This is a genomic window from Methylobacterium sp. WL19, assembly GCF_008040005.1.
Lineage (GTDB): Bacteria > Pseudomonadota > Alphaproteobacteria > Rhizobiales > Beijerinckiaceae > Methylobacterium > Methylobacterium bullatum.
On sequence record NZ_VRVC01000005.1, the window covers coordinates 36,695 to 58,031 of the forward strand.

The 21,337-nt window shown below is 66.7% G+C and carries 18 protein-coding genes and 1 riboswitch; of the genes, 9 read left to right on the forward strand and 9 right to left on the reverse strand.

The features are described 5' to 3' along the window. Positions 1-102 precede the first annotated feature (102 nt). Positions 103-3,588 carry a carbamoyl-phosphate synthase large subunit gene (gene carB / locus FV220_RS02365; RefSeq protein WP_147829445.1) on the reverse strand — a complete coding sequence of 1,162 codons (3,486 nt, stop codon included), beginning with the start codon at positions 3,586-3,588 and terminating at the stop codon, positions 103-105. A 317-nt stretch (positions 3,589-3,905) separates the two neighbouring features. Here carB and FV220_RS02370 point away from each other — a divergent pair, with 317 nt between their 5' ends. Then, a complete protein-coding gene (locus FV220_RS02370; RefSeq protein WP_147829447.1) occupies positions 3,906-4,346 on the forward strand; it encodes a pseudoazurin in 441 nt (146 codons plus the stop codon). Between the two features lie 51 nt (positions 4,347-4,397). Here FV220_RS02370 and FV220_RS02375 read toward each other — a convergent pair whose 3' ends face one another. Both FV220_RS02375 and carA read right to left on the reverse strand, forming a co-directional pair. Then, complete coding sequence (locus tag FV220_RS02375) at positions 4,398-4,775, reverse strand: hypothetical protein (protein WP_147829449.1); 378 nt, start codon at positions 4,773-4,775, stop codon at positions 4,398-4,400. Positions 4,776-4,977: 202 nt separating this feature from the next. Continuing rightward, the gene (gene carA, locus FV220_RS02380; RefSeq protein WP_147829451.1) at positions 4,978-6,216 is read right to left on the reverse strand and encodes a glutamine-hydrolyzing carbamoyl-phosphate synthase small subunit; all 1,239 of its coding nucleotides are present in this window, start codon (positions 6,214-6,216) and stop codon (positions 4,978-4,980) included. A gap of 227 nt (positions 6,217-6,443) precedes the next feature. On the opposite strand from carA, the gene FV220_RS02385 reads away from it, so the two are divergent. The 3 genes from FV220_RS02385 to rpoD all read left to right on the forward strand — a co-directional run bounded on the left by FV220_RS02385 (position 6,444) and on the right by rpoD (position 11,181). Beyond that, positions 6,444-6,905 (forward strand): GatB/YqeY domain-containing protein, encoded by a 462-nt coding sequence (locus FV220_RS02385; RefSeq protein ID WP_027174501.1) that lies wholly within the window; start codon positions 6,444-6,446, stop codon positions 6,903-6,905. Between the two features lie 144 nt (positions 6,906-7,049). Further along, complete coding sequence (gene dnaG, locus FV220_RS02390; protein WP_147829453.1) at positions 7,050-8,981, forward strand: DNA primase; 1,932 nt, start codon at positions 7,050-7,052, stop codon at positions 8,979-8,981. 199 nt (positions 8,982-9,180) lie between these two features. Continuing rightward, complete coding sequence (rpoD, locus tag FV220_RS02395) at positions 9,181-11,181, forward strand: RNA polymerase sigma factor RpoD (protein ID WP_018044846.1); 2,001 nt, start codon at positions 9,181-9,183, stop codon at positions 11,179-11,181. A gap of 132 nt (positions 11,182-11,313) precedes the next feature. Here rpoD and FV220_RS02400 read toward each other — a convergent pair whose 3' ends face one another. Then, positions 11,314-11,703: a hypothetical protein gene (locus tag FV220_RS02400; RefSeq protein WP_147829455.1), complete on the reverse strand. Its 390-nt coding sequence runs from the start codon at positions 11,701-11,703 to the stop codon at positions 11,314-11,316. Positions 11,704-11,866: 163 nt separating this feature from the next. On the opposite strand from FV220_RS02400, the gene FV220_RS02405 reads away from it, so the two are divergent. The 5 genes from FV220_RS02405 (at position 11,867) to FV220_RS02425 (ending at position 16,259) form a co-directional block, all read left to right on the forward strand. Beyond that, the gene (locus FV220_RS02405; RefSeq protein WP_056148131.1) at positions 11,867-13,117 is read left to right on the forward strand and encodes an adenylate/guanylate cyclase domain-containing protein; all 1,251 of its coding nucleotides are present in this window, start codon (positions 11,867-11,869) and stop codon (positions 13,115-13,117) included. Positions 13,118-13,182: 65 nt separating this feature from the next. Continuing rightward, positions 13,183-13,313: riboswitch (TPP riboswitch) on the forward strand. Positions 13,314-13,416: 103 nt separating this feature from the next. Further along, entirely contained in the window at positions 13,417-14,610 is a 1,194-nt protein-coding gene (gene thiO, locus FV220_RS02410; RefSeq protein ID WP_246689366.1) for a glycine oxidase ThiO, read from the forward strand. Further along, positions 14,607-14,819, forward strand: coding sequence for a sulfur carrier protein ThiS (gene thiS / locus FV220_RS02415; RefSeq protein WP_056148134.1), 213 nt, complete (start codon positions 14,607-14,609; stop codon positions 14,817-14,819). Before thiO ends, thiS begins: the two co-directional genes overlap by 4 nt. Before the next feature lie 16 nt (positions 14,820-14,835). After that, on the forward strand, positions 14,836-15,630 hold the full coding sequence (locus FV220_RS02420; RefSeq protein ID WP_056148137.1) for a thiazole synthase: 795 nt from the start codon (positions 14,836-14,838) through the stop codon (positions 15,628-15,630). Further along, on the forward strand, positions 15,630-16,259 hold the full coding sequence (locus FV220_RS02425; RefSeq protein WP_147829459.1) for a thiamine phosphate synthase: 630 nt from the start codon (positions 15,630-15,632) through the stop codon (positions 16,257-16,259). The genes FV220_RS02420 and FV220_RS02425 overlap by 1 nt, the downstream gene beginning before the upstream one ends. Positions 16,260-16,337: 78 nt before the next feature. On the opposite strand, the gene FV220_RS02430 is transcribed toward FV220_RS02425, so the two are convergent. From FV220_RS02430 to radC, 5 genes are all read right to left on the reverse strand, one after another. Next, positions 16,338-17,087 (reverse strand): peptidase, encoded by a 750-nt coding sequence (locus FV220_RS02430; protein ID WP_018044839.1) that lies wholly within the window; start codon positions 17,085-17,087, stop codon positions 16,338-16,340. A gap of 57 nt (positions 17,088-17,144) precedes the next feature. Continuing rightward, positions 17,145-17,972 carry a transglutaminase family protein gene (locus FV220_RS02435; RefSeq protein WP_027172321.1) on the reverse strand — a complete coding sequence of 276 codons (828 nt, stop codon included), beginning with the start codon at positions 17,970-17,972 and terminating at the stop codon, positions 17,145-17,147. 36 nt (positions 17,973-18,008) lie between these two features. After that, positions 18,009-18,953 (reverse strand): alpha-E domain-containing protein, encoded by a 945-nt coding sequence (locus tag FV220_RS02440; RefSeq protein ID WP_018044837.1) that lies wholly within the window; start codon positions 18,951-18,953, stop codon positions 18,009-18,011. Positions 18,954-19,021: 68 nt separating this feature from the next. Then, complete coding sequence (locus tag FV220_RS02445; protein ID WP_018044836.1) at positions 19,022-20,461, reverse strand: circularly permuted type 2 ATP-grasp protein; 1,440 nt, start codon at positions 20,459-20,461, stop codon at positions 19,022-19,024. 139 nt (positions 20,462-20,600) lie between these two features. Next, positions 20,601-21,320, reverse strand: a complete 720-nt coding sequence (gene radC, locus FV220_RS02450; RefSeq protein ID WP_246689365.1) for a DNA repair protein RadC — start codon at positions 21,318-21,320, stop codon at positions 20,601-20,603. Positions 21,321-21,337: the final 17 nt, after the last annotated feature.

Below are 21,337 nucleotides of genomic sequence, written 5' to 3' on the forward strand. Positions count from 1 at the left end.
AATAGGCCCGGTCGGGAGCGGGACGCTCCCTCCGGGCCAGAGTAAGATGGTCTTGAAGCTTGGCATCTGCCGTGTCCGTCAAGACGGACACCACATCAAATGTTAAGCCGCGAAGTATTCCTGCAAGGCGCGCACCTGGAGATCACCCTCGAGATAGGCCTTGATCCCCTCGGCCGCCGCCATCGCTCCGGCTAGAGTGGTGTAGTACGGCACTTTATGCAAGAGGGCCGCCCGGCGCAGGGAGCGCGAGTCCGCCAGGGCGCCTGCGCCTTCCGTCGTGTTGAACACGAGCTGGATGTCGCCGTTCTTGATCGAATCGACCACGTGCGGCCGACCCTCCAGCACCTTGTTCACCCGCTCCGTCGGGACGCCGTTCTCCAGGAGATAGCGCTGCGTCCCGCTGGTGGCGACGATGACGAAACCGGCCTCAGACAACTCCCGGATGGCCGGCAGGATGCGGGCCTTGTCGGCGTCACGGACCGAGACGAATACCGCGCCACTCTTCGGCACGAGGGTGCCCGAGCCGAGCTGGCTCTTGGCGAAGGCGACGCCGAAGCTCGAATCGAGGCCGATGACCTCGCCGGTGGAGCGCATCTCCGGTCCGAGCAGGACATCGACGCCGGGGAAACGGGCGAAGGGGAACACGGCTTCCTTGACGGCGATGTGGTCGAGGACCTTGGGCTCGAGCCCGAAACTCGCGAGCGGCTCGCCCGCCATGACGCGCGCCGCGATCTTGGCGATGGGCTCGCCGATGACCTTGGCGACGAAGGGCACCGTGCGGGATGCCCGTGGGTTCACCTCCAGCACGTAGATCGCGCCGTCCTTGATGGCGTATTGCACGTTCATCAGGCCGCCGACCTGCAGGGCCAGCGCCATCGCCCTGGTCTGGCGTTCCAGTTCGGCGATGGTCTCGGGCGAGAGCGAGCGCGAGGGCAGCGAGCAGGCGGAATCGCCCGAATGGATGCCGGCCTCCTCGATGTGCTCCATGATGCCGGCGATGTAGACGTCCTTGCCGTCGCAGATGGCGTCCACGTCGATTTCGGTGGCATCCGAGAGATAGCGGTCGAACAGGAGCGGGTTCTTGCCCAGCACCGTGTTGATCTGGCCGGTCTTGTCGTTGGGGTAGCGCGATTTCACGTCCGACGGGATCAGGCTCGGCAGGGTGTCGAGGAGATAGTCGGCGAACTGGACCTCGTCGCGGATGATCGCCATGGCGCGGCCGCCCAGCACGTAGCTCGGGCGCACCACGAAGGGCAGGCCGAGATCGGAGGCCACGAGGCGGCTCTGCTCGACGGAATAGGCGATGCCGTTCTTCGGCTGCTTCATCCCGAGCTTGTCGAGGAGCCGCTTGAACTGGTCGCGGTCCTCGGCGAGGTCGATGGCGTCCGGTGAGGTGCCGAGGATCGGCACGCCGGCCGCTTCGAGGGCGCGGGCGAGCTTCAGCGGGGTCTGGCCGCCGAACTGGACGATGACGCCGTGCAGCGTGCCGGCCTGCCGCTCGGTCTCGATGATTTCGAGCACGTCTTCCTGCGTCAGCGGCTCGAAATAGAGCCGGTCGGAGGTGTCGTAGTCGGTGGAGACCGTCTCCGGGTTGCAGTTGACCATGATGGTCTCATAGCCGGCCTCGGTGAGCGCGAAGCAGGCGTGACAACAGCAATAGTCGAACTCGATGCCCTGGCCGATGCGGTTGGGTCCGCCGCCGAGGATGATGACCTTCTTGGCGTCGGTGGGCTGCGCCTCGTCGACCACGGCGCCGGCGAAGGGCGCCACGTAGGTGGAGTACATGTAGGCGGTGGGCGCCTTGAACTCGGCCGCGCAGGTGTCGATGCGCTTGTACACCGGGCGGACGCCCAGCGCCCGGCGGGCGGCGCGGACGCTGTCCTCGTCGGTCTTCGCGAGCACGGCCAGACGGGCATCCGAGAAGCCCGCCGCCTTGAGCTGGCGTAGGGCGCCGGGTGTGGTGGGGATGCCGTGGGCCTTGACCCGGTTCTCCAGGTCGATGATCGCCTGGAGTTGCTCCAGGAACCACGGATCGATCTTGCACGAGGCGTGGACCTCGTCATGGCTGACGCCGAGGCGGAGCGCCTGTCCCACCTTCAGGAGGCGATCCGGGGTCGGCGTGCCCAGGGCCGCCTTGATGGCGTTGTGGTCGTCGCCCTTGCCGAGCCCCTCGATCTCGATCTCGTCGAGGCCGGTGAGGCCGGTCTCCAGGGAGCGCAGGGCCTTCTGCAGCGATTCGGCAAAGCAACGGCCGATGGCCATGGCCTCGCCCACCGATTTCATCGCCGTGGTCAGCGTCGGCTCGGCGCCGGGGAACTTCTCGAAAGCGAAGCGGGGGATCTTGGTGACGACGTAGTCGATGGTCGGCTCGAACGAGGCCGGGGTCGCGCCGCCGGTGATGTCGTTGGCGATCTCGTCGAGGGTGTATCCCACCGCGAGCTTGGCCGCGACCTTGGCGATGGGGAAGCCCGTGGCCTTGGAGGCCAGCGCCGACGAGCGCGAGACGCGCGGGTTCATCTCGATGACGATCATCCGGCCGGTGGCCGGGTCGATGGCGAACTGCACGTTCGAGCCGCCGGTCTCCACGCCGATCTCGCGCAGCACCGCAAGCGACGCGTCGCGCATCACCTGATATTCCTTGTCCGTGAGCGTCAGGGCTGGGGCCACGGTGATGGAATCGCCGGTATGGACGCCCATCGGATCGATGTTCTCGATGGAGCAGACGATGATGCAGTTGTCGTGTCTATCGCGAACGACCTCCATCTCGTATTCCTTCCAGCCGAGGACGCTCTCCTCGATCAGGACCTCGTTGGTGGGCGAAGCGTCGATGCCGCGCTCGACGATGTCGAGGAATTCTTCCCGGTTGTAGGCGATACCGCCGCCGGTGCCGCCCATGGTGAAGGAGGGGCGGATGATGGCCGGGAGGCCGACCTCGGCCAGCGCGATCAGCGCCTGCCCGATGGCATGCTCGCCGTAGCGCTTGCGCCGGTCGGACTCGCCCGCGTGCCACTTCTTCTCGAACGCGGCGAGGGCGGCCGGACGAGCGGCCTCGTCGGTGGAGGTCTCGATCCGGGCGATCTCGGCGAGGTACTTTTCGCGATCCACCTTCTTGGCGGCGGACGCGTTGGCGACGGCCGATTTCGGCGTTTCCAGGCCGATCTTCGTCATCGCGTCGCGAAACAATTGCCGATCCTCGGCCTTGTCGATGGCCTCGGCCGTGGCGCCGATCATCTGGACGTCGAATTTTTCGAGTATGCCCAGCTTCTTGAGCGAAAGGGCGCAGTTCAAGGCCGTCTGGCCGCCCATGGTCGGCAGCAGGGCGAAGCCGCCGGGAAGGACGTGGCGCTCCTTCTCGATGATCTTGGCGACGATCTCCGGCGTGATCGGCTCGACATAGGTCGCATCCGCCATGTCCGGGTCGGTCATGATGGTCGCCGGGTTCGAATTGACCAGGACGATCCGGTAACCCTCCTCGCGTAGCGCCTTGCAGGCCTGCGTCCCGGAATAGTCGAACTCGCAGGCCTGCCCGATCACGATCGGACCGGCACCGATGATGAGGATCGTGGAGAGGTCGGTGCGTTTCGGCATCGGGCGCCTTGGCTTGCGGACGCGCGCATCCGTCAAGCGCGGCGCCACAATCTGGAGCGGGCCGGATATGGACGCGAGCGGCGTGAATGATCGTTAGCGCTCGCGTCTACACGCGGCGGGAGGGTTTTGGAAGAGCGCCGAGAGGCTTGGCGTCGATTGTGCCCGCCCCGGAGGACCGCCGGTCCATCATCAAGGACAATCAAACTATAATAACTATAAATCTAAGAAGATACGAAATATTGCGCCCTCGATGGAGCCGTGTAATTGAGGCGATCGGCGCCTTGTCGATCTCGAACAAGACTAAATCGAGGATAAGAATGATAAAGCTAGGAACGCTCGTGGGCACGCTGGCCCTGTGCATCGCCGCCGGCCCAGCCGCTTTCGCCGCCGAGATCACCGTGAAGACCCTCAACAGCGGGCCGGGTGGTATGATGGTCTTCGACCCTGCCTTCGTGAAGTTGGCGCCGGGCGACAGCATCAAGTTCGTCCCCCAGGACAAGGGGCACAATGCCGAGCTGATCAAGGGTATGGCGCCCGAGGGAGCGGAGACCTTCAAGACCGTCCTGGGCAAGGAGGAGGTCGTCAAGTTCGACAAGCCCGGGGTCTACGGCATCAAGTGCTCGCCGCATTACCTCATGGGCATGATCGCCGTGGTGGTGGTCGGCGACAAGCCGGAGAACCTCGAGGCGGCTAAGGCGGTGACGCACAACAAGCTCGCCGCCAAGCGGTTCGAGTCCCTGCTCGCCCAGGTTCAGTGACGTGAGAGAGGAGGCGGCGCCAAGCCGCCTCCGACCTCCCGCTTTGTGCCGTCAGAGGCCGATATAGAGGGCGGCCACCGCGCGATCGATGGAGAGATAGAACACGCCGAAGGCCACGGCGGCGGCCGCGGCGAATTCGAGGGCGACGTTGGGCAGGGTCTGCGAGCGGCGCAGGATCTCGCGGCCGAAGAACAGGCTGAGCCAGGCGATGGTGAGGACGACGGGCAGCACGAACAGGAAGGACCAGGTGCTCTCGACGGTCTGGGCGCCGCCGGCCGGGTCGATGAGCGCGCGGATGTTGCGGACCCAGGGGGCGTAGCAGGCCGAATACAGGGCGGTCATCCAGGCGAGGGCGACACCCACGCCGAGATGGAACGTGAAGACCCGATGCAGGCGCGAAAAATCATCGCGCGCGTCGTCGAACGTCATGTGGAAAACCCCGTGCTCATGGCAGCAGGACGATCGTCGCGGCGTCGTCACCGTGCCGATCGTCGTTGGCTTCGGGGAGTGCCGGTCAAAGCCGGGTTTTTTGTGACGGGCGCGGGAACCATTTCGCGAATGCCCCGGCGGCGATCCGCCAGAGCTCGTTGGAAGGCGCAAAAATGCGCCCGGCGCGGTGAGCGATACGGCCCTACGCGGCGGTGGTGGGGGCCGTCTCCGCCTTGCCGCTGCGCATCAGCGCCACGAACCGCTCGAACAGGTAGTGGCTGTCGCGCGGGCCCGGCGAGGCTTCCGGGTGGTGCTGAACCGAGAAGGCCGGGCGGTCGGTGAGGGTGAGACCGCAATTCGAGCCGTCGAACAGCGAGACATGCGTCTCAACCGCCGTCTCGGGCAGGCTGGCCGGATCGACGGCGAAACCGTGGTTCATCGAGACGATCTCGACCTTCCCCGTGGTCTTGTCCTTCACCGGGTGGTTGGCCCCGTGATGGCCCTGAGCCATCTTCACGGTGCGTCCGCCGAGCGCCAGGCCCATGAGCTGGTGTCCGAGGCAGATGCCGAAGGTCGGCACCTTTTCGTTCAGAAGCTCGCGGATCACCGGGACCGCATATTCGCCGGTGGCGGCCGGATCGCCGGGACCGTTCGACAGGAAGACGCCGTCGGGCTTCATCGCCATGATCGCGGCGGCGGAGGTGGTGGCGGGCACGACGGTGACATCGCAGCCGGCCTCGGCGAGCAGGCGCAGGATGTTGCGCTTCACCCCGTAATCGATGGCGACGACCTTGAGGCCCTCGCCGATCTGGCGGCTGCCGTAGCCGCCCTTCACAGCCCAGGTCGTCTGCGACCAGTCGGACGTCTCGCGGCTCGTGACCGGCGGGACGAGGTCGAGACCCTCCATCGGGGCGAGGGCGGCGGCGCGTGCCTTCAGTGCCTCGCGGTCGAACCGGCCCTCCGGATCGTTGGCGATGACGGCGTTGGGCATGCCGTGGTCGCGGATGAGGGCGGTGAGCGCCCGCGTGTCGATCCCGGTGATGCCGACGATGCCGCGTGCCTTCAGCCAGGCGTCGAGATGGCTCGACGAGCGCCAGCTCGACGGGTTGGTGACGGCCGAGGCGATGACCGCGCCGCGCACGCCGGAGGCGGGGGCCGCGTCGAGGCTCTCCAGGTCTTCGTCGTTGGTGCCGGTATTGCCGATATGCGGAAACGTGAAGGTGACGATCTGGCCGGCATAGGAGGGGTCGGTGAGGATCTCCTGGTAGCCGGTCATCGCCGTATTGAAGCAGACCTCGCCATCGGCGGCCCCGGTCTGGCCGATGCCGAATCCTTCGAGGACGGTGCCGTCGGCCAGCACGAGGAGGGCTGTCGCGACGGGCTCGGCCCAGGGTGCGGGCGTGGAGGAGGATTGCGCCGGGGCGCCTTCGTCTTGCAGCATCGTCGCGATCTCGCTTATGTCCGGCCGACCCATCGACGCCGGTGCGACGGCGCGTGCGGGTGGCGCATTGTGCGGCGCTCATAACGAGCGGGCCGTGATGGGGTCAATGTGGCCCCTGTTCCCGACCGGCTCAACCACCTCGGTCGGCCGATCACAGCAATTCGCAGACCATCCGGGCGTCGAGCCCAGCTATGACATTCCGCCAAGGCGATTTTCAGGAGACGACCATGCTGCGCGCGCGCCTCACCACCGAGATGAAGGAGGCCATGAAGGCCGGCGACAAGGCCAAACTCGCCACCGTGCGGATGATCCAGGCCGCCTTGAAGGACAAGGACATCGAGGCCCGTGGCCTCGGCAAGGAGCCGGCCTCCGAGGAGGAAATCCTCGCCCTGCTGCAGAAGATGATCAAGCAGCGCAACGAATCGGCCGGTGTCTACGACCAGGGCGGTCGCCCCGAGCTCGCCGAGACCGAGCGGGCCGAGGCCGCGATCATCGCGGGCTACCTGCCCCAGCAGATGGACGAGGCCGAGACCCGCGCCGCCATCGAGGCCGCCGTGGCCGAGACCGGCGCGGCCGGCCCGAAGGACATGGGCAAGGTCATCGCCGCCCTGAAGGGCAAGTTCGCCGGCCGGATGGATTTCGGCAAGGCGAGCGGTTTGGTCAAGGACGTGCTCAACGCCAAGGCCTGAATGCCGGCATCCATCGAACGGACGGTGATGAGGCCCACTCGTCACCGTCTCGTATCGAGGCGCGAGGGGCGGATGCGTCGAAGCGTTCGGGACTCCTTAAACGCTGTAGGCTAGACTGCCGGCCTGCAAAGGTCTGGTTCACCCGTGCGCTACCCACCCCACATCCTCGAAGAGATCAGGGCGCGGCTTCCCGCTTCCGACGTGGTCGGGCGGCGCGTGCGGCTGAAGAAGGCTGGCCGCGAGTGGCGCGGCCTGTCGCCGTTCAATTCGGAGAAGACCCCGTCCTTCTACGTCAACGACCAGAAGCAGTTCTATCACTGCTTTTCGTCCGGCAAGCACGGTGACGTCTTCACCTTCCTGATGGAGACCGAGGGCCTCAGCTTTCCCGAGGCGGTGGAGCGCCTGGCCGGGGAGGCGGGGGTGACCCTGCCCGCGCCCAGCGCCGATGCGCGGGAGATGGAAACCAAGCGTACCGGCGCTTTCGAGGTCATGGAACTGGCGGCCGCCTATTACGAGGACCAGCTCAAGGGTCGCCTCGGCACCAGCGCCCGCGCCTATCTCGACCGGCGCGAACTCGGCCCCGAGATCCGCTCGCGTTTCCGGCTCGGCTACGCCACGTCGGAGCGCTACGGACTGCGCGACCACTTGGCCGCCAAGGACGTGGACAAGGAGCTGATGGCCGAACTCGGCCTGCTCGTCAGCGGCGACGACATCGCCGTCCCCTTCGACAAGTTTCGCGACCGGGTGATGTTTCCCATCACCGACAGCCGGGGCCGGGTCATCGCCTTCGGCGGGCGCGCGATGCAGGCCGACGCCAAGGCGAAGTACATGAATTCGCCGGAGACCCCGCTCTTCCACAAGGGGCAGGTGCTCTACAACCTGCATGGCGCCCGCAAGGCGGCCCATGATCGTGGGACGATCATCGCCGTGGAAGGCTATGTCGACGTCATCGCCATGACCATGGCCGGACACCCGAACGCCGTCGCCGGCCTCGGCACGGCCTTGACGGAGGAACAGCTGGCGCTGCTCTGGCGCCATGCCGACGAGCCGATCCTGTGTTTCGACGGCGACGGCGCCGGCCAGCGCGCGGCGTTCAAGGCCCTCGACGTGGCGCTGCCGGGCCTGACGCCGGGCAAGTCGCTTCGTTTCGCCCTCCTGCCCCAGGGGCAGGACCCCGACGACCTGCTCCGCTCGGCCGGCGCCTCGGCCATCGACCGGGTGCTCGACGGAGCCCGCCCCCTCGTGGAGGTGTTGTGGTCGCGCGCCACCGAATCGACGCCGACGGATACGCCCGAACGCAAGGCCGGCCTCGCCAAGAGCCTGCGCGAGATGGTCGCCTCGATCCGCGACGAGACGGTGCGGCGGTTCTACAAGGACGAGATCGAGGGACGCCTGCGCGCCCTTTCTCCCGGAGGCGGTGGCGGTGGCGGTGGCCAGCGCCGGACCGGCTACGAGCCCCGGAGCGGAGGAGGCTCGACGTTCCAGCGCAAGCCGAGGCCGGGAGACCCGCCTCCCTCGCCGCGAATCACCACGAAGTTCAATCCGCTCTTCGCCGGGTCGACGAACTCCGGCGGGACGGCTATGTTCAGGGATCGCGAGGCGATGATCGTCTCCAGTCTGCTCGCCCACCCGGAATTGTTGGGGATAGAAGCCGAGGATCTTGCGGCTCTGGAACTCGACGATCCCGACGCGCAGGCGCTGCGGTCCCTCCTGCTGGACCAGGCGGCGGACGCCGATCAGCCCGATGTGGAGGTTCTGGAGAGCCGATTGCGGAGGGCGGGGCTGGACGGCGCGGCCACGCGGCTTGCGACCCATGTTCGTCCGGGAGACCGCTGGACACTCGATTCGCACGCGGACCGGATGCGTCTGGAAGACGCATTGCGTCAGGCCGTGATCTTGCACCGGAAGTCTGGCGCGCTAAATAGCGAACTTCGCGCTGCCGAGAGAGCACTGGCCGAGGAGGGATCCGAGGCCAACTTCGCTTGGCTATGTGACGTCAAGGAACGTATGGCCGTGGTCGCAGGGGCGGAGGCGGACGCCGAAGTGCCAGAATCGGACGATACGGCGGCCGCGTAACTGCGACGAACCGGAATTTAGGGTGCCGCTTGCGGCACATGGTTAACAGTCGGTCAAGCGTAGCGCTTGTAGACCGGGACATGAGATATCGACGCGGTCGCTTCGTGCGCGCCGCACATCAAAGAGAATGGCGGCGTGGACGACGCGGAGTGAGCCGAACGCTCCCGCTCAACGCGACCAGGGCAACAATAGGCGGACCATGGCGACGAAGGCAACGGAACGGGACGAAACGGATGCTGCTCCTGAGCAACAGACGGACGGACCGCTCCTCGATCTGACCGATGCCTCGGTCAAGCGGATGGTGAAGCTCGCCAAGAAGCGCGGCTACATCACCTACGAGGAGATCAACGAGGTGCTGCCCGAGGGCCAGTCCGATCCGGACCAGCTCGAGGACGTGCTGTCGCAGCTCTCCGAGATGGGCATCAACGTCGTCGAGGCGGAAGAGACCGAGGATGCCGGCGGCGAGAAGCCGGCCAACGGCGAAGCCTCCGACGACGACGAGGCCGCCGAGGGGACGGAAGTCGCCGAGATCGCGCCGACCAAACCCCTCGCCGTGCGCGAGACGACGGCCAAGGAGCCTACCGACCGGACCGACGATCCGGTGCGGATGTACCTGCGCGAGATGGGCTCGGTGGAGCTTCTCTCCCGTGAGGGCGAAATCGCCATCGCCAAGCGCATCGAGGCCGGCCGCGAAGCCATGATCGCGGGACTCTGCGAGAGCCCGCTGACGTTCCAGGCCATCATCATCTGGCGCGACGAGCTCGTCGACGGCCGCGTGCTCCTGCGCGACATCATCGATCTCGAAGCCACCTATGCCGGCCCGGACGCCAAGAACGCGCCGCAGCTCACCGAGGGTGAGGACGGCGACGAGGCCGAGGCGGAGGCACCGATCCCCGCCGAGGGCGGCGACGACGAAGACGACATGGAGAACAACGTCTCGCTCGCGGCCATGGAAGCCGAGATCAAGCCGCGCGTTCTCGAGACGTTCGACAACATCGCCAACAACTACAAGAAACTGCGCAAGCTCCAGAACGAGCATGCCGACCTGAAGGCCGGCGGCGGCACGCAGACCTCCGCCCAGAGCCAGAAGCAGTCCGATTTCAAGGACACCGTCGTCGCCGACGTGAAATCACTGTCCCTGAACTCGAACCGCATCGAGGCGCTGGTCGAGCAACTCTACGACATCAACAAGCGCCTCATCAGCCATGAGGGCCGCCTCATGCGCTATGCCGAGAGCCACGGCGTCGCCCGCGACGAGTTCCTGCGCCACTACCAGGGCTGGGAGCTCGATCCGAACTGGATGGAGCGTGTCGGCAAGCTCGGCGGCAAGGGCTGGAAGAACCTCGTCGAGAAGGGCGCCAAGCAGGTCGCCGACCTGCGCGAGCAGATCCTGACGCTCGCCTCCGAGACCGGTCTCGAGATCGGCGAGTACCGCAAGATCGTCAACATGGTCCAGAAGGGCGAGCGCGAAGCCCGTCAGGCCAAGAAGGAGATGATCGAGGCCAATCTCCGCCTCGTGATCTCCATCGCCAAGAAATACACCAACCGCGGCCTGCAGTTCCTGGACCTGATCCAAGAGGGCAATATCGGCCTGATGAAGGCCGTCGATAAGTTCGAGTATCGCCGCGGCTACAAGTTCTCGACCTACGCGACCTGGTGGATCCGGCAGGCGATCACTCGCTCCATCGCCGACCAGGCGCGCACCATCCGCATTCCGGTGCACATGATCGAGACGATCAACAAGATCGTCCGGACCTCGCGCCAGATGCTGCACGAGATCGGCCGCGAGCCCACTCCCGAGGAGCTGGCCGAGAAATTGGCCATGCCCTTGGAGAAGGTCCGAAAGGTCCTGAAGATCGCCAAGGAGCCGATCTCCCTCGAAACGCCCATCGGCGACGAGGAGGATTCGCATCTCGGCGATTTCATCGAGGACAAGAACGTCGTTCTGCCGATCGATGCGGCGATCCAGTCGAACCTGCGCGAGACCACCACTCGCGTGCTGGCCTCGCTGACGCCGCGCGAGGAGCGCGTGCTGCGCATGCGCTTCGGCATCGGCATGAACACCGACCACACCCTCGAAGAGGTCGGTCAGCAGTTCTCGGTGACGCGCGAGCGTATCCGCCAGATCGAGGCGAAGGCGCTGCGCAAGCTCAAGCACCCGAGCCGTTCGCGCAAGCTGCGGAGCTTCCTCGACAATTGAGGGCGGACCGGCCCTCTCCTTCGCGACGAGGGACTGTCTATCGGAAACGACAATGGCGCACCGAAGGGTGCGCCATTGTCGTTTCAGGTCACGTCTTCACGCCAGGGGAGGCTACACGTCGCCCCCGATCCCTTATTGGTTCCCTGCCCGGGCCGGATCGAAGCCGCTCTTGCGCGAATAGATGCTTTCGGCGTCGGGCATGACGGCGCCCGCCACGGGGGTCACGCGCCCGGCGACGCGCTGCTTCTGTCGAGACCCATCCGTCCTGCAACCCGTGCAGAGAGACGCGATGGCCCGTTCCCCGCGACGGGCGATCCGCTCGTTGAAGACCGTCTGACGCCGGCTGCTGGCTTCGTTGGACTCCGAAAAGCTCGACGTCGTCGGAATGCCGGCTTCGTCCCGCGATGCGGGGGGAGCCTGCACGGGTGTATTGGCGGCGGGAAGCAGGAGGGGGCCGGCCTGCGCGGCCCCGGCAAGCGCCATGGCGATCACGAGGGCGACGGCACGGGGTGCGATAGGCATGGGTGGTTCCGATGACGGGAGTAGAATCTCGGCGTCATGATGAGCCGGTATTGGTCATTTTCACCTTATCATGGCACCAATGGGACGATATTGACTGTCGGACCTGGTGACGAACGTGGCGGCACCCGTTGCCGCCCCGCCCCCTCCGACCCACTTTGGCAACATGCTCGATCTTGGCCCGCCTCATCCCTCGCCGACTGCCGAAGCGGATGGGTCGGAGGCGAACGACGTGCCGTTCGGGTCCCTGCAGGAATGTGTCGCCCTGAGGGATTGGCTCCTGATCGAAGGGGCGCGCCTGCCGCAGGCGGACGACCTCCTGGCGGGGATGTCCGAGCGGCTGATCGCCCTCGGCGTTCCGGTCGACCGGGCATCCACCGCCATCGACACGCTTCATTCCGAGTATTCCGGGGTCGGTCGATTCTGGACCCCCGAGAGCGGATCGACCGTGCGCCTGTTTCCGCACGGGGAGGCGTCCGACAAGGCCTATCACGACAGTCCGTTCTTCACCGTCCACGAGACCGGCGAATGGCTGATGGTCGACCTGAACGACGCGGATGATCTGCGATACTCGATCATCGGCGATCTCAAGGCCGGGGGCTACACGCATTACATCGTGGCGCCGCTGTTCTTCACCAACGGGTCGCGCAACGGCATCACCTTCGCGACCCGCGCCCCGGACGGATTCCGCGACGAGGACATCGCCATACTCCGGTTCGTCATGCCGACCCTGGCTGCGGTGATGGAGATGCGGATCGTCAACAAGACGTTGGATCAGGTTCTGCGCATCTATGTGGGCGACGAGCCGCACCGGGCGATCCTGTCCGGCGACATCCGTCGCGGGCAGGTCAAGCGCATCCGCTCGGCCATCCTGTTCGCCGATATGCGCGACTACACCCAGATCTCCGCCGACATGACGCCCGAGGAAGCCGTCGACCTCCTCAACATCTTCTTCGATTGCCTGGTGCCGGCGGTGGAGCGGGAAGGCGGCGAGGTTCTGAAATATCTCGGCGACGGGCTGCTGGCGATCTTCCGCGAGCGCGGCGACGATCTCGGCGGGGCCGCCAAGGGCGCGCTCATCGCCGCCCGTTCCGCCCTCTCCGCCCTCGACGAGGCGAATGCCATCGGGCGTTTCGCGCAGCCGGTCGTTGCCGGCATCGCGCTCCACCACGGGGAGGCGGCCTACGGCAATGTCGGGTCCGGCGCGCGCCTCGACTTCACCGTCATCGGCCGCGACGTGAATCTGGCGAGCCGCCTCGCGCGCCTGAACAAGATCCTCGGCGAACCGCTCCTCATGTCGAAGCCCTTCGTCGATTTCCTCTGGGACGAATCGGAATCCCTCGGCGAGCACGCGCTCGACGGGTTCGCCGAATCGATGGGCGTCTACCGGCCGGGGCGGACACCGGCGGCACTCTGACACCGGCTGGCATATCAAACGGCGTCGGCGGGGATTGACCGGAGCGTGGTCCTTGCCCACATCTGGGGTGTTCCAGGGAGATCCCCGTCAAGGGGCTGAGAAACCGATGAGCGTGGACCTCGAGGTCGCGCGGCGCGGAAATCCTTCGAACCTGAACCGGCTCATACCGGCGTAGGGATTGGACCGTGGGTTTTCTGTTCAAGGAAGCCCGGCACGCTTCGGATCGGAAGCTGAAGGACACCAATCTCTGCGGATCATCGCGGAGGTTGCCCTTGGACGTCTCAGCCACCCCGAATACCCTGTCGCGCCGGTCCACCGGTCTCATCATCGACGGCAACGCTCTGCCCGCACGAAGCGACGTCGTGATCGTCGGCGCCGGTCTGATCGGCCTTTCCGCGGCCTGGCGCCTGGCTCGGGCGGGTCTCACCGTCACGGTGATCGAGCGTGACACCGTGGGCGCCGGGGCGAGTCTCGCGGCCACGGGGATGCTCGCGCCCGCGGCGGAACACGAACCGGGCTCCGATCCCCTGCTCCCCCTGGCCCTCGAGAGCTTGGCGCGCTGGCCCGGCTTTCGCGACGAACTCCAGGCCGCCTCCGGTATCGGCATCGATTACCGGGAGGAGGGGACCCTCGTCCTCGCGATCGGCCGCGACGAGGTGGACCGCCTGCGCTTTCGGTACGATCTTCAGATCCGCTCCGGCCTCACGGCGCGCTGGCTGTTGGGGACGGAAGTCCGTGCCCGCGAGCCGGCCCTTCGTCCTTCGGTCACCGCCGGCTTGTTCTGCGCGGAGGATCATCAGGTCGACCCGCCCCTCGTCATGGCGGCGCTCACCCGCGCGGCCCAGGCGGCCGGAGTGACCATCGTCGAGCGATGTCCGGCCGAAGCGCTGGATTGGGAGGGGGGGCGCGTCCGGGGCGTCGCGACGCCGCGCGGAACCGCATCGGCCGGGACCGTGATTCTCGCGGCGGGCGCATGGAGCGGGGAGGCTGGCCTCCTGCCGGAGGACCTCGCCCTGCCGGTTCGGCCGATCCGCGGCCAGTCGCTGGCGCTGAAGACCACGGCCCGGACGGGCAACCTCTCGCACATGGTGTGGACCGAGCAGGTCCACATGGCCCCGAAGGCCGATGGCCATCTCATCGTGGGGGCCACGGTGGAGGATTGCGGCTTCGTTCCCGGCGTCACCGCCGGCGGTCTCTACGCGCTCCTCGAAGGGGCGCGACGCGTGTTGCCCGGCATCGAGGAGATGAAAGTCGAGGCGGTCTGGAGCGGTTTCCGGCCGACGTCCGACGACGATGCGCCGATCATCGACACGCTGGCGCCCGGCCTCGTGGCGGCCACCGGCCATCACCGCAACGGATACCTCCTGGCTCCCGCCACGGCCGACGCCGTCTGCGCCCTTCTCACCACCGGCGCACTGCCCGATTTCGCGCGCGGCTTCGGCCTCGCCCGGTTCCGGCGGCCCGTGCGGGCCGAGAGGAGGGCTTTCGTATGAGGCTCACCATCAACGGGCACCCGCGCGAGGTCGAGGCGGCGGACCTGTCGACCCTCTTCCAAGTCGAGGCGGAGGAGACGGGGATCGAGAGCCCGCAGGGCATCGCCATCGCGCTGAACGGCACCGTCATCCGCCGTCGCGACTGGGAGACGACCCCTGTCGCCGAGGGCGACAAGGTCGAGATCGTGCGCGCCATGCAGGGCGGATAGTCGAGGGATCGGGATCATGAACGGACACACGATCGAAGCCGCTGCCGACGACGCGCTGGTCATCGCTGGCGTGAGCTTGGGCTCCCGCCTCTTCATCGGCACGGCGGGATATCCCACGCAGAGCATCATGGTCGATGCGGTGGAAGCCTCCGGGGCGGAGGTCGTCACCGCCTCGATCCGCCGGGTCTCCCTCCAGGGCCATGGCTCGGATACGGTGCGGCGCCTGAAGGGGTATCGCTTCCTGCCCAACACCGCCGGCTGCGAGACCGCCCGCGACGCGATCATGACGGCCGAACTGGCCCGCGAGGCGCTCGACACCAACTGGATCAAGGTCGAGGTCATCGGCGACCGCGAAACGCTCTATCCGGACGTGGCCGAGTTGCTGGAAGCCTGTCGCCACCTCGTTGATGACGGGTTCGTCGTGCTGCCCTATTGCAACGACGATCCCGTCGTGTGCCAGCGGCTCGCCGATATCGGCTGCGCCGCGGTGATGCCGATGGGGTCGCTCATCGGGTCGGGGATGGGGGTCGCCAACCCCGCCAATCTCGAATTGATTTGCCGCCGCGCCAGCGTGCCGGTCATCGTGGATGCGGGGATCGGCACCGCCTCCGACGCCGTCGTGGCCATGGAACTCGGCGCCGCCGGCTGCCTCCTTAACACTGCCGTCGCCAAGGCCGACGAGCCCGTCCGCATGGCCCGCGCCATGCGCCACGCCGTCGAAGCCGGCCGGCTCGCCCATCTCGCCGGACGCATCCCCAAACGGGGACGCGCCGAACCGTCGAGCCCGCAGCTCGGACTCGTCGGTTCGTGATGCGTAACCCATCGGGGCTGCTTCTGGTCACCGACCGGGCCGGAAGCCCGATGGGCTTGGTCGAGAGGATCGAGGCGGCGCTGGCGGGCGGCGCCCGCTGGATCTGGTTCAGGGACCGCGACCTCGACGCAGTCTCGCGCCGTGTCCTCGCCGAAGAGCTGATGGGGCCGGTGCGGGAGGTGGGGGCAAGGCTCATCGTCGGGGGAGATGTGGCCCTCGCCCGCGCCATCGGTGCCGATGGAGTCCATCTCGGCGGAGGGGCGATGCCCCCGGACATCGCGGCGGCACGGCGGGATCTTACGCCCGGATGCCTTCTCGGAATCTCGGCCCATTCACCCGTGGAGGTGATCCGGGCCGCCGAAGCGGGCGTGGATTACGCCACCCTCAGCCCCATCTTCGCGACCCTGAGCAAGCCGGGATATGGGCCGGCGCTCGGCCCGGACGTCCTCAAGCGCGGTCCCAGACCGACAATTCCGGTCTTCGCCCTTGGCGGCGTCACTCCGGCGAATGCGGGAGCCTGCCGCGACGCCGGGTTTTCCGGGATCGCCGTCATGGGCGGGGTCATGGGGGCGGTGGATTCACGAGCGGCGGTGGGCGCCTATCTCGATGCCTGGGAGACCCGGAACTGAGCGGGCCTCGCACAGGAATTCGCCGGTTCCGCGTCTTGGAACCGGCTGATTCCCAGGGGCTGAACGAATGGAATCGGCTCAGTGCCCAGCGGGGCCGTAAGGGGGGCGTGGGATGGCCCGGTGCGCTGCGCGCAGGGCCGCGGACCAGCGCTCGCGCAGATCGTGGAAGTAGGATTCTCCCGCCTCGATCCGATGGCTCACTTCGAGGTCGAGCGCATTGCGACGGGCCACGGCGATGTCGATGGGCAAACCCACGCCGAGATTCGACCGCATGGTGGAATCCATGGAGACGAGGCTCACTTTCAGGGCATCGTAGAGGTCGGTCTCGAACTTCACGGCCCGATCGAGGATGGGTTTGCCGTATTTGTGCTCACCGATCTGCAGGAACGGCGCATCGGTGCTGCACTCGATGAAATTGCCCGCCGAATAGATCAGGAACAGGCGCATGGGCTCGTTGCCGATCTGACCGCCGAACAGCAGCGAGATCGAGAACCGGAGATTGGCCGCCTCGAACCCGGCCTTCTCGATGGCGCGGACACGACGGATCGCCTTGCCGATGAGCTGCGCGGCCTGGAACATCGTCGTGGTTTCAGTGAGCTTCAGCGTCGGCTCGCCGTCGTCGCCGGCAACGCCCTCGGCGAGCATGCTGAGCACCGATTGGGTCACGGAGAGGTTGCCGGCCGATGCCAGCATCATCACGCGCTCGCCGGGGACGTTGAAGTGATGCAGCTTGCGGTAGGTCGAGATGTCGTCGAGGCCCGCATTGGTGCGGGTATCGGCAACCATCACGAGCCCTTCCTCGACAAGGAGCCCGACGCAATAGGTCATGATACCGATACCCCTGATGGCCCGAGACTCTCAGGCCATTCTTGATGCTGTGACGGGCTAGACCTGGACGGCGGCCTGAGCCTGTTCGACGCGAAGCTTTACTTCGAGTGTTTCAGTCCCGCCACCCATCCGGCTGCCTCTGATCGGGGCCGCACCTAAATAATCCAGCCCGATGGCGACGCGGATATGCGCCTCCGTCGTAGCGATACCATTGGCCGGGTCGAAACCGACCCATCCCAGACCGGGCACCAGAGCTTCCGCCCAAGCATGCCCCGATCCCTGGTCCTCCTCGCTGTCGGCGTGGAAGAAATAACCGGAGACGTAGCGGGCGGGAATCTCCAGATGCCGCGCTGCGGCGATGAAAATATGGGCAAGATCCTGGCAGACGCCCTTTCCGGCGGCGAAGGATTGCGCGGCGGTGGTGCTGGCGCTGGCCGGACCCGGCTCGAAGGCGACCGTGTCGAAGACGGCGGCGAGGAGACGGTGAAGGCAGGGGAGAACCGAGGAATCACCCTCGTCGACCACGCTCTTGGCGAAAGCCTGAAGCTCGCCATTGGCCGTCGCGAGATCGGAATCGCGCAGATAGAACACGTCGGGCAGGCGTTCCACGGTGCCGCGGACGATGCCGTGCATCTCGTTGGTGTCGACTTCGCCGGTCACCCGGATCGTCAGGGCGTCGGCCGGCTCGTCGGCCGTGAACCAGTGGGTGACGTTGCCGAACCCGTCCTCGCGCTCGCTGATCCGCCCATCCACCGAGGGCTCGATCCGCCAGCGGCGGACATATTGCCCGTCATGGTCGCGCGGTCGAAGGCGAAGGAGTTGGATGAGACCCCGGGCCGGCTGCTCGTAGGTGTAGTTGGTCTCATGGAAGACGCGGATGCGCATGGACGTCTCTTGTAGAACTCGGGATTCGACGAAACCCTACACCAGATATTGCTCGATGACCGCCGCGCCGAGACGATTGTTCTCGACGATGAAGGCGGTCACGAACTCGTGCAGACCCGACCGGAAGACCCGATCGATGTTCTCGCCTTCCAGGCGTGCGAGGGTGTTGCTCGCCAGGCGCTGGCTCGCGCCGCGGCGGCCATAGGCGTCGGCGATGAGATCGAGATGCTCCACCAGCATGCCGTAGCAATTGGTCAGGGAGCGCGGCATCTGCCGGTTGAGGATCAGCAGGTCGGCGACCAGCAGCGGCTTGACGCTCTCGCGATAGACCCAGTGATAGGCGTTGAAGGCCGAGACCTCGCGCAGGATCGTGGTCCACTGGAAATAATCGAGGCTGCCGCCGACCTTCTCCGTGGCCGGCAGCAGGATGCGATACTTCACGTCGAGGATGCGGGCGGTGTTGTCGGCCCGCTCGATGGCGGTGCCGAGCCGCGTGAACCAATAGGCGTCGTTGCGCAGCATGGTGCGGTAGGCCGAGCCGTCGAAGGCGAGGGACACGCCCTTCACCCATTCGAGGAAGCGGCTGAACTCGTCGCGATTGAGATCGCGGCCTTCGTAGTTGCGCAGTTCGAGCCAGGCACCGTTGATCGCGTCCCACATCTCCGTGGTCAGCGCGGTGCGGACGGACCTGGCGTTCTCGCGCGCGGTCTCGATGCAGGAGCGGATCGAGGACGGGTTGTGGGGCGAGAAGGCCAGGAAGTTGCACACCGTCGCTTCGTTGACGCTGTCATAGAGCGGCTTGAACACCTCCGGGTCGCCCGCGGAGGCCAGGGCCGACGCCCATTCGTTGGTCTCGCCGCCACCATAGCTCGAGGGGAGGGCGGCGAGCCGATGGGCCGCATCGAGGATGCGGGCGACGAACTCGGCCCGCTCGGCGTAGCGCGAGAGCCAGTACAGATTGTCGGCGGTCCGGGACAGCATGGGCTTCCGTTAAGGCGATGGGCGAGAAAACGATCCACCCCGCTTCCGGGGTGGGCTTTGACGTAGCGTCAGGCGTCCAGCACCCAGGTATCCTTGGTGCCCCCGCCCTGGCTGGAATTGACGACGAGCGACCCTTCCTTGAGGGCGACGCGGGTCAGGCCGCCGGGAACGATCCGGATCTCGTCGGAGCCGCATAGCACGAAGGGCCGCAGATCGACGTGGCGCGGCGCGACGCCGGACGCGACGAAGGTCGGGCAGGTGGACAGCGCCAGGGTCGGCTGGGCGATGAACCCGTCCGGCGCGTGGCGCAGCTTGCGGCTGAAATCCTCGATCTCCCGCTTGGTGGCGTGCGGGCCCACCAGCATGCCGTAGCCGCCCGATCCGTTGACTTCCTTCACGACGAGGTCGGCGAGGTTGTCCATCACGTAGGAGAAGGCCTCCTTCTCGCGGCAGCGATAGGTCGGCACGTTGTGCAGGATCGGCTCCTCGCCGGTGAAGAACTTCACGATCTCCGGCATGTAGCTGTAGACGGCCTTGTCGTCCGCGATGCCGGTGCCGACCGCGTTGGCGAGGGTCACCGTCCCGCGCTCGTAGGCGTTCATCAGGCCGGGCACGCCGAGCACCGAATCGGGCCGGAACACCAGGGGATCGAGGAAGTCGTCGTCGAGGCGGCGATAGATCACGTCGACCCGGCGCGGGCCTTCCGTGGTGCGCATGTAGACCACGTCGTCCTTGGTGAAGAGATCGGAGGCCTCCACCAGATCGACGCCGAGCTTGTCGGCCAGGAACGAGTGTTCGTAGAACGCGGAATTGTAGCGTCCCGGAGTGAGCAGCACGACGGAGGGGTCGCGCGTCGCCGTCTGCGGGGCGAGACTGCGCAGGGTCGCCAGGAGCGCGTCGGGATAGTTCTCCACCGGCGCCACGCGATGGCGCGAGAACAGTTCCGGGAAGAGCCGCAGCATCACCTCCCGGTTCTCCAGCATGTAGGAGACGCCGGACGGCGTGCGGGCATTGTCCTCCAGCACGAAGAAGTCGTTCTCGCCGGTGCGGACGATGTCGATGCCGGCGATGTGGACGTAGAGGTCGTGCGGGACTTTGAAGGCCCGCATCTCCATCCGGTAATGCGGGTTGCGATAGACCAGATCGGCTGGAATGATTCCGGCCTTGATGCATTCCTGGGCGCCATAGATGTCGCTGAGGAAGGCATTGATCGCGGTGACGCGCTGCTTCAGCCCACGCTCGAGGAAGCTCCATTCCGGCTTCGTGATCACCCGTGGGATGATGTCGAAGGGGATCAGCCGTTCGGTGGATTCGTTGGCGCCGTAGACGGCGAAAGTGATGCCGATGCGCCGGAAGAGCATCTCGGCCTGGCTGCGCCGCGTGTTGAAGTGCTCGGGCGGCGTCGTCTCGAGCCACGATTTCAGGCTGTCATAGGCTTCGCGAACCGAGGCATCGCCCAGGGCGGCTCCCGGTATCCCATTCATTTCGTCGAACGCAGCGAGCGCCATTCGCGCCTCCCCTTTTATCCCGGCATCTTCGCAAGAGGCGCGCCACCAGGACGATGTGCGCTTCGCAGCAGACCGATGGTGTCGTCCGATCGCCGCGAAGCGAACGATCCGCCGCGATCCGATCGTCAGAGTAGCACGTTCACATCAGCTTCAACCCCTTCAGGCTCGCGTGTCCATCCCGGCCGAGGATGACGTGGTCGTGGACGACGATCCCCAGCGGGTCGAGGGTCGCCACGATCTCCCGCGTCATCCTGATGTCGGCCGCCGAGGGCGCCGGATCGCCGGAGGGGTGGTTGTGCGCGAGGATGATGGCGGTGGCCGAGAGTTCGAGGGCGCGGCGGGCCACCTCCCTCGGATAGACCGGGGTGTGATCGACGGTGCCGCGGCCCTGGACCTCGTCGGCGATGAGGTGGTTGCGCTTGTCGAGGAACAGCACGCGGAACTGCTCGCGCGGCGAGAACGCCATGGTGGCGCGGCAATATTCGAGGAGCGCCGCCCAGGAGGAGAGCAGGGGGCGGGCGGCGATGGCGCCTCGCGCCAGGCGATGGCCCGCCGCCTCGATGAGCTTGAGATCGGCGACGACGCCCCGGCTCACGCCTTCCACCTCCGCGAGGCGGTTCGGCTCCGCGCTCACCACTTCGGCGAAACTGCCGAAGCGGCGGATCAGGGCCTTGGCCAGGGGCTTCACGTCCCGTCGCGGGATGGCGCGGAAGAGGACGAGTTCGAGGAGTTCGTAATCCGGCAGGGCATCCGCCCCGGCCTGGGCGAAGCGCGCCCGCAGCCGGTCGCGGTGCCCGAGATAATGGGGAGCGTCCGAGGCCGCCTCGCCGGCGGGCGCTTCGAGGGGGAGGCGCGGCATCGTCTTGCCTCCGGATC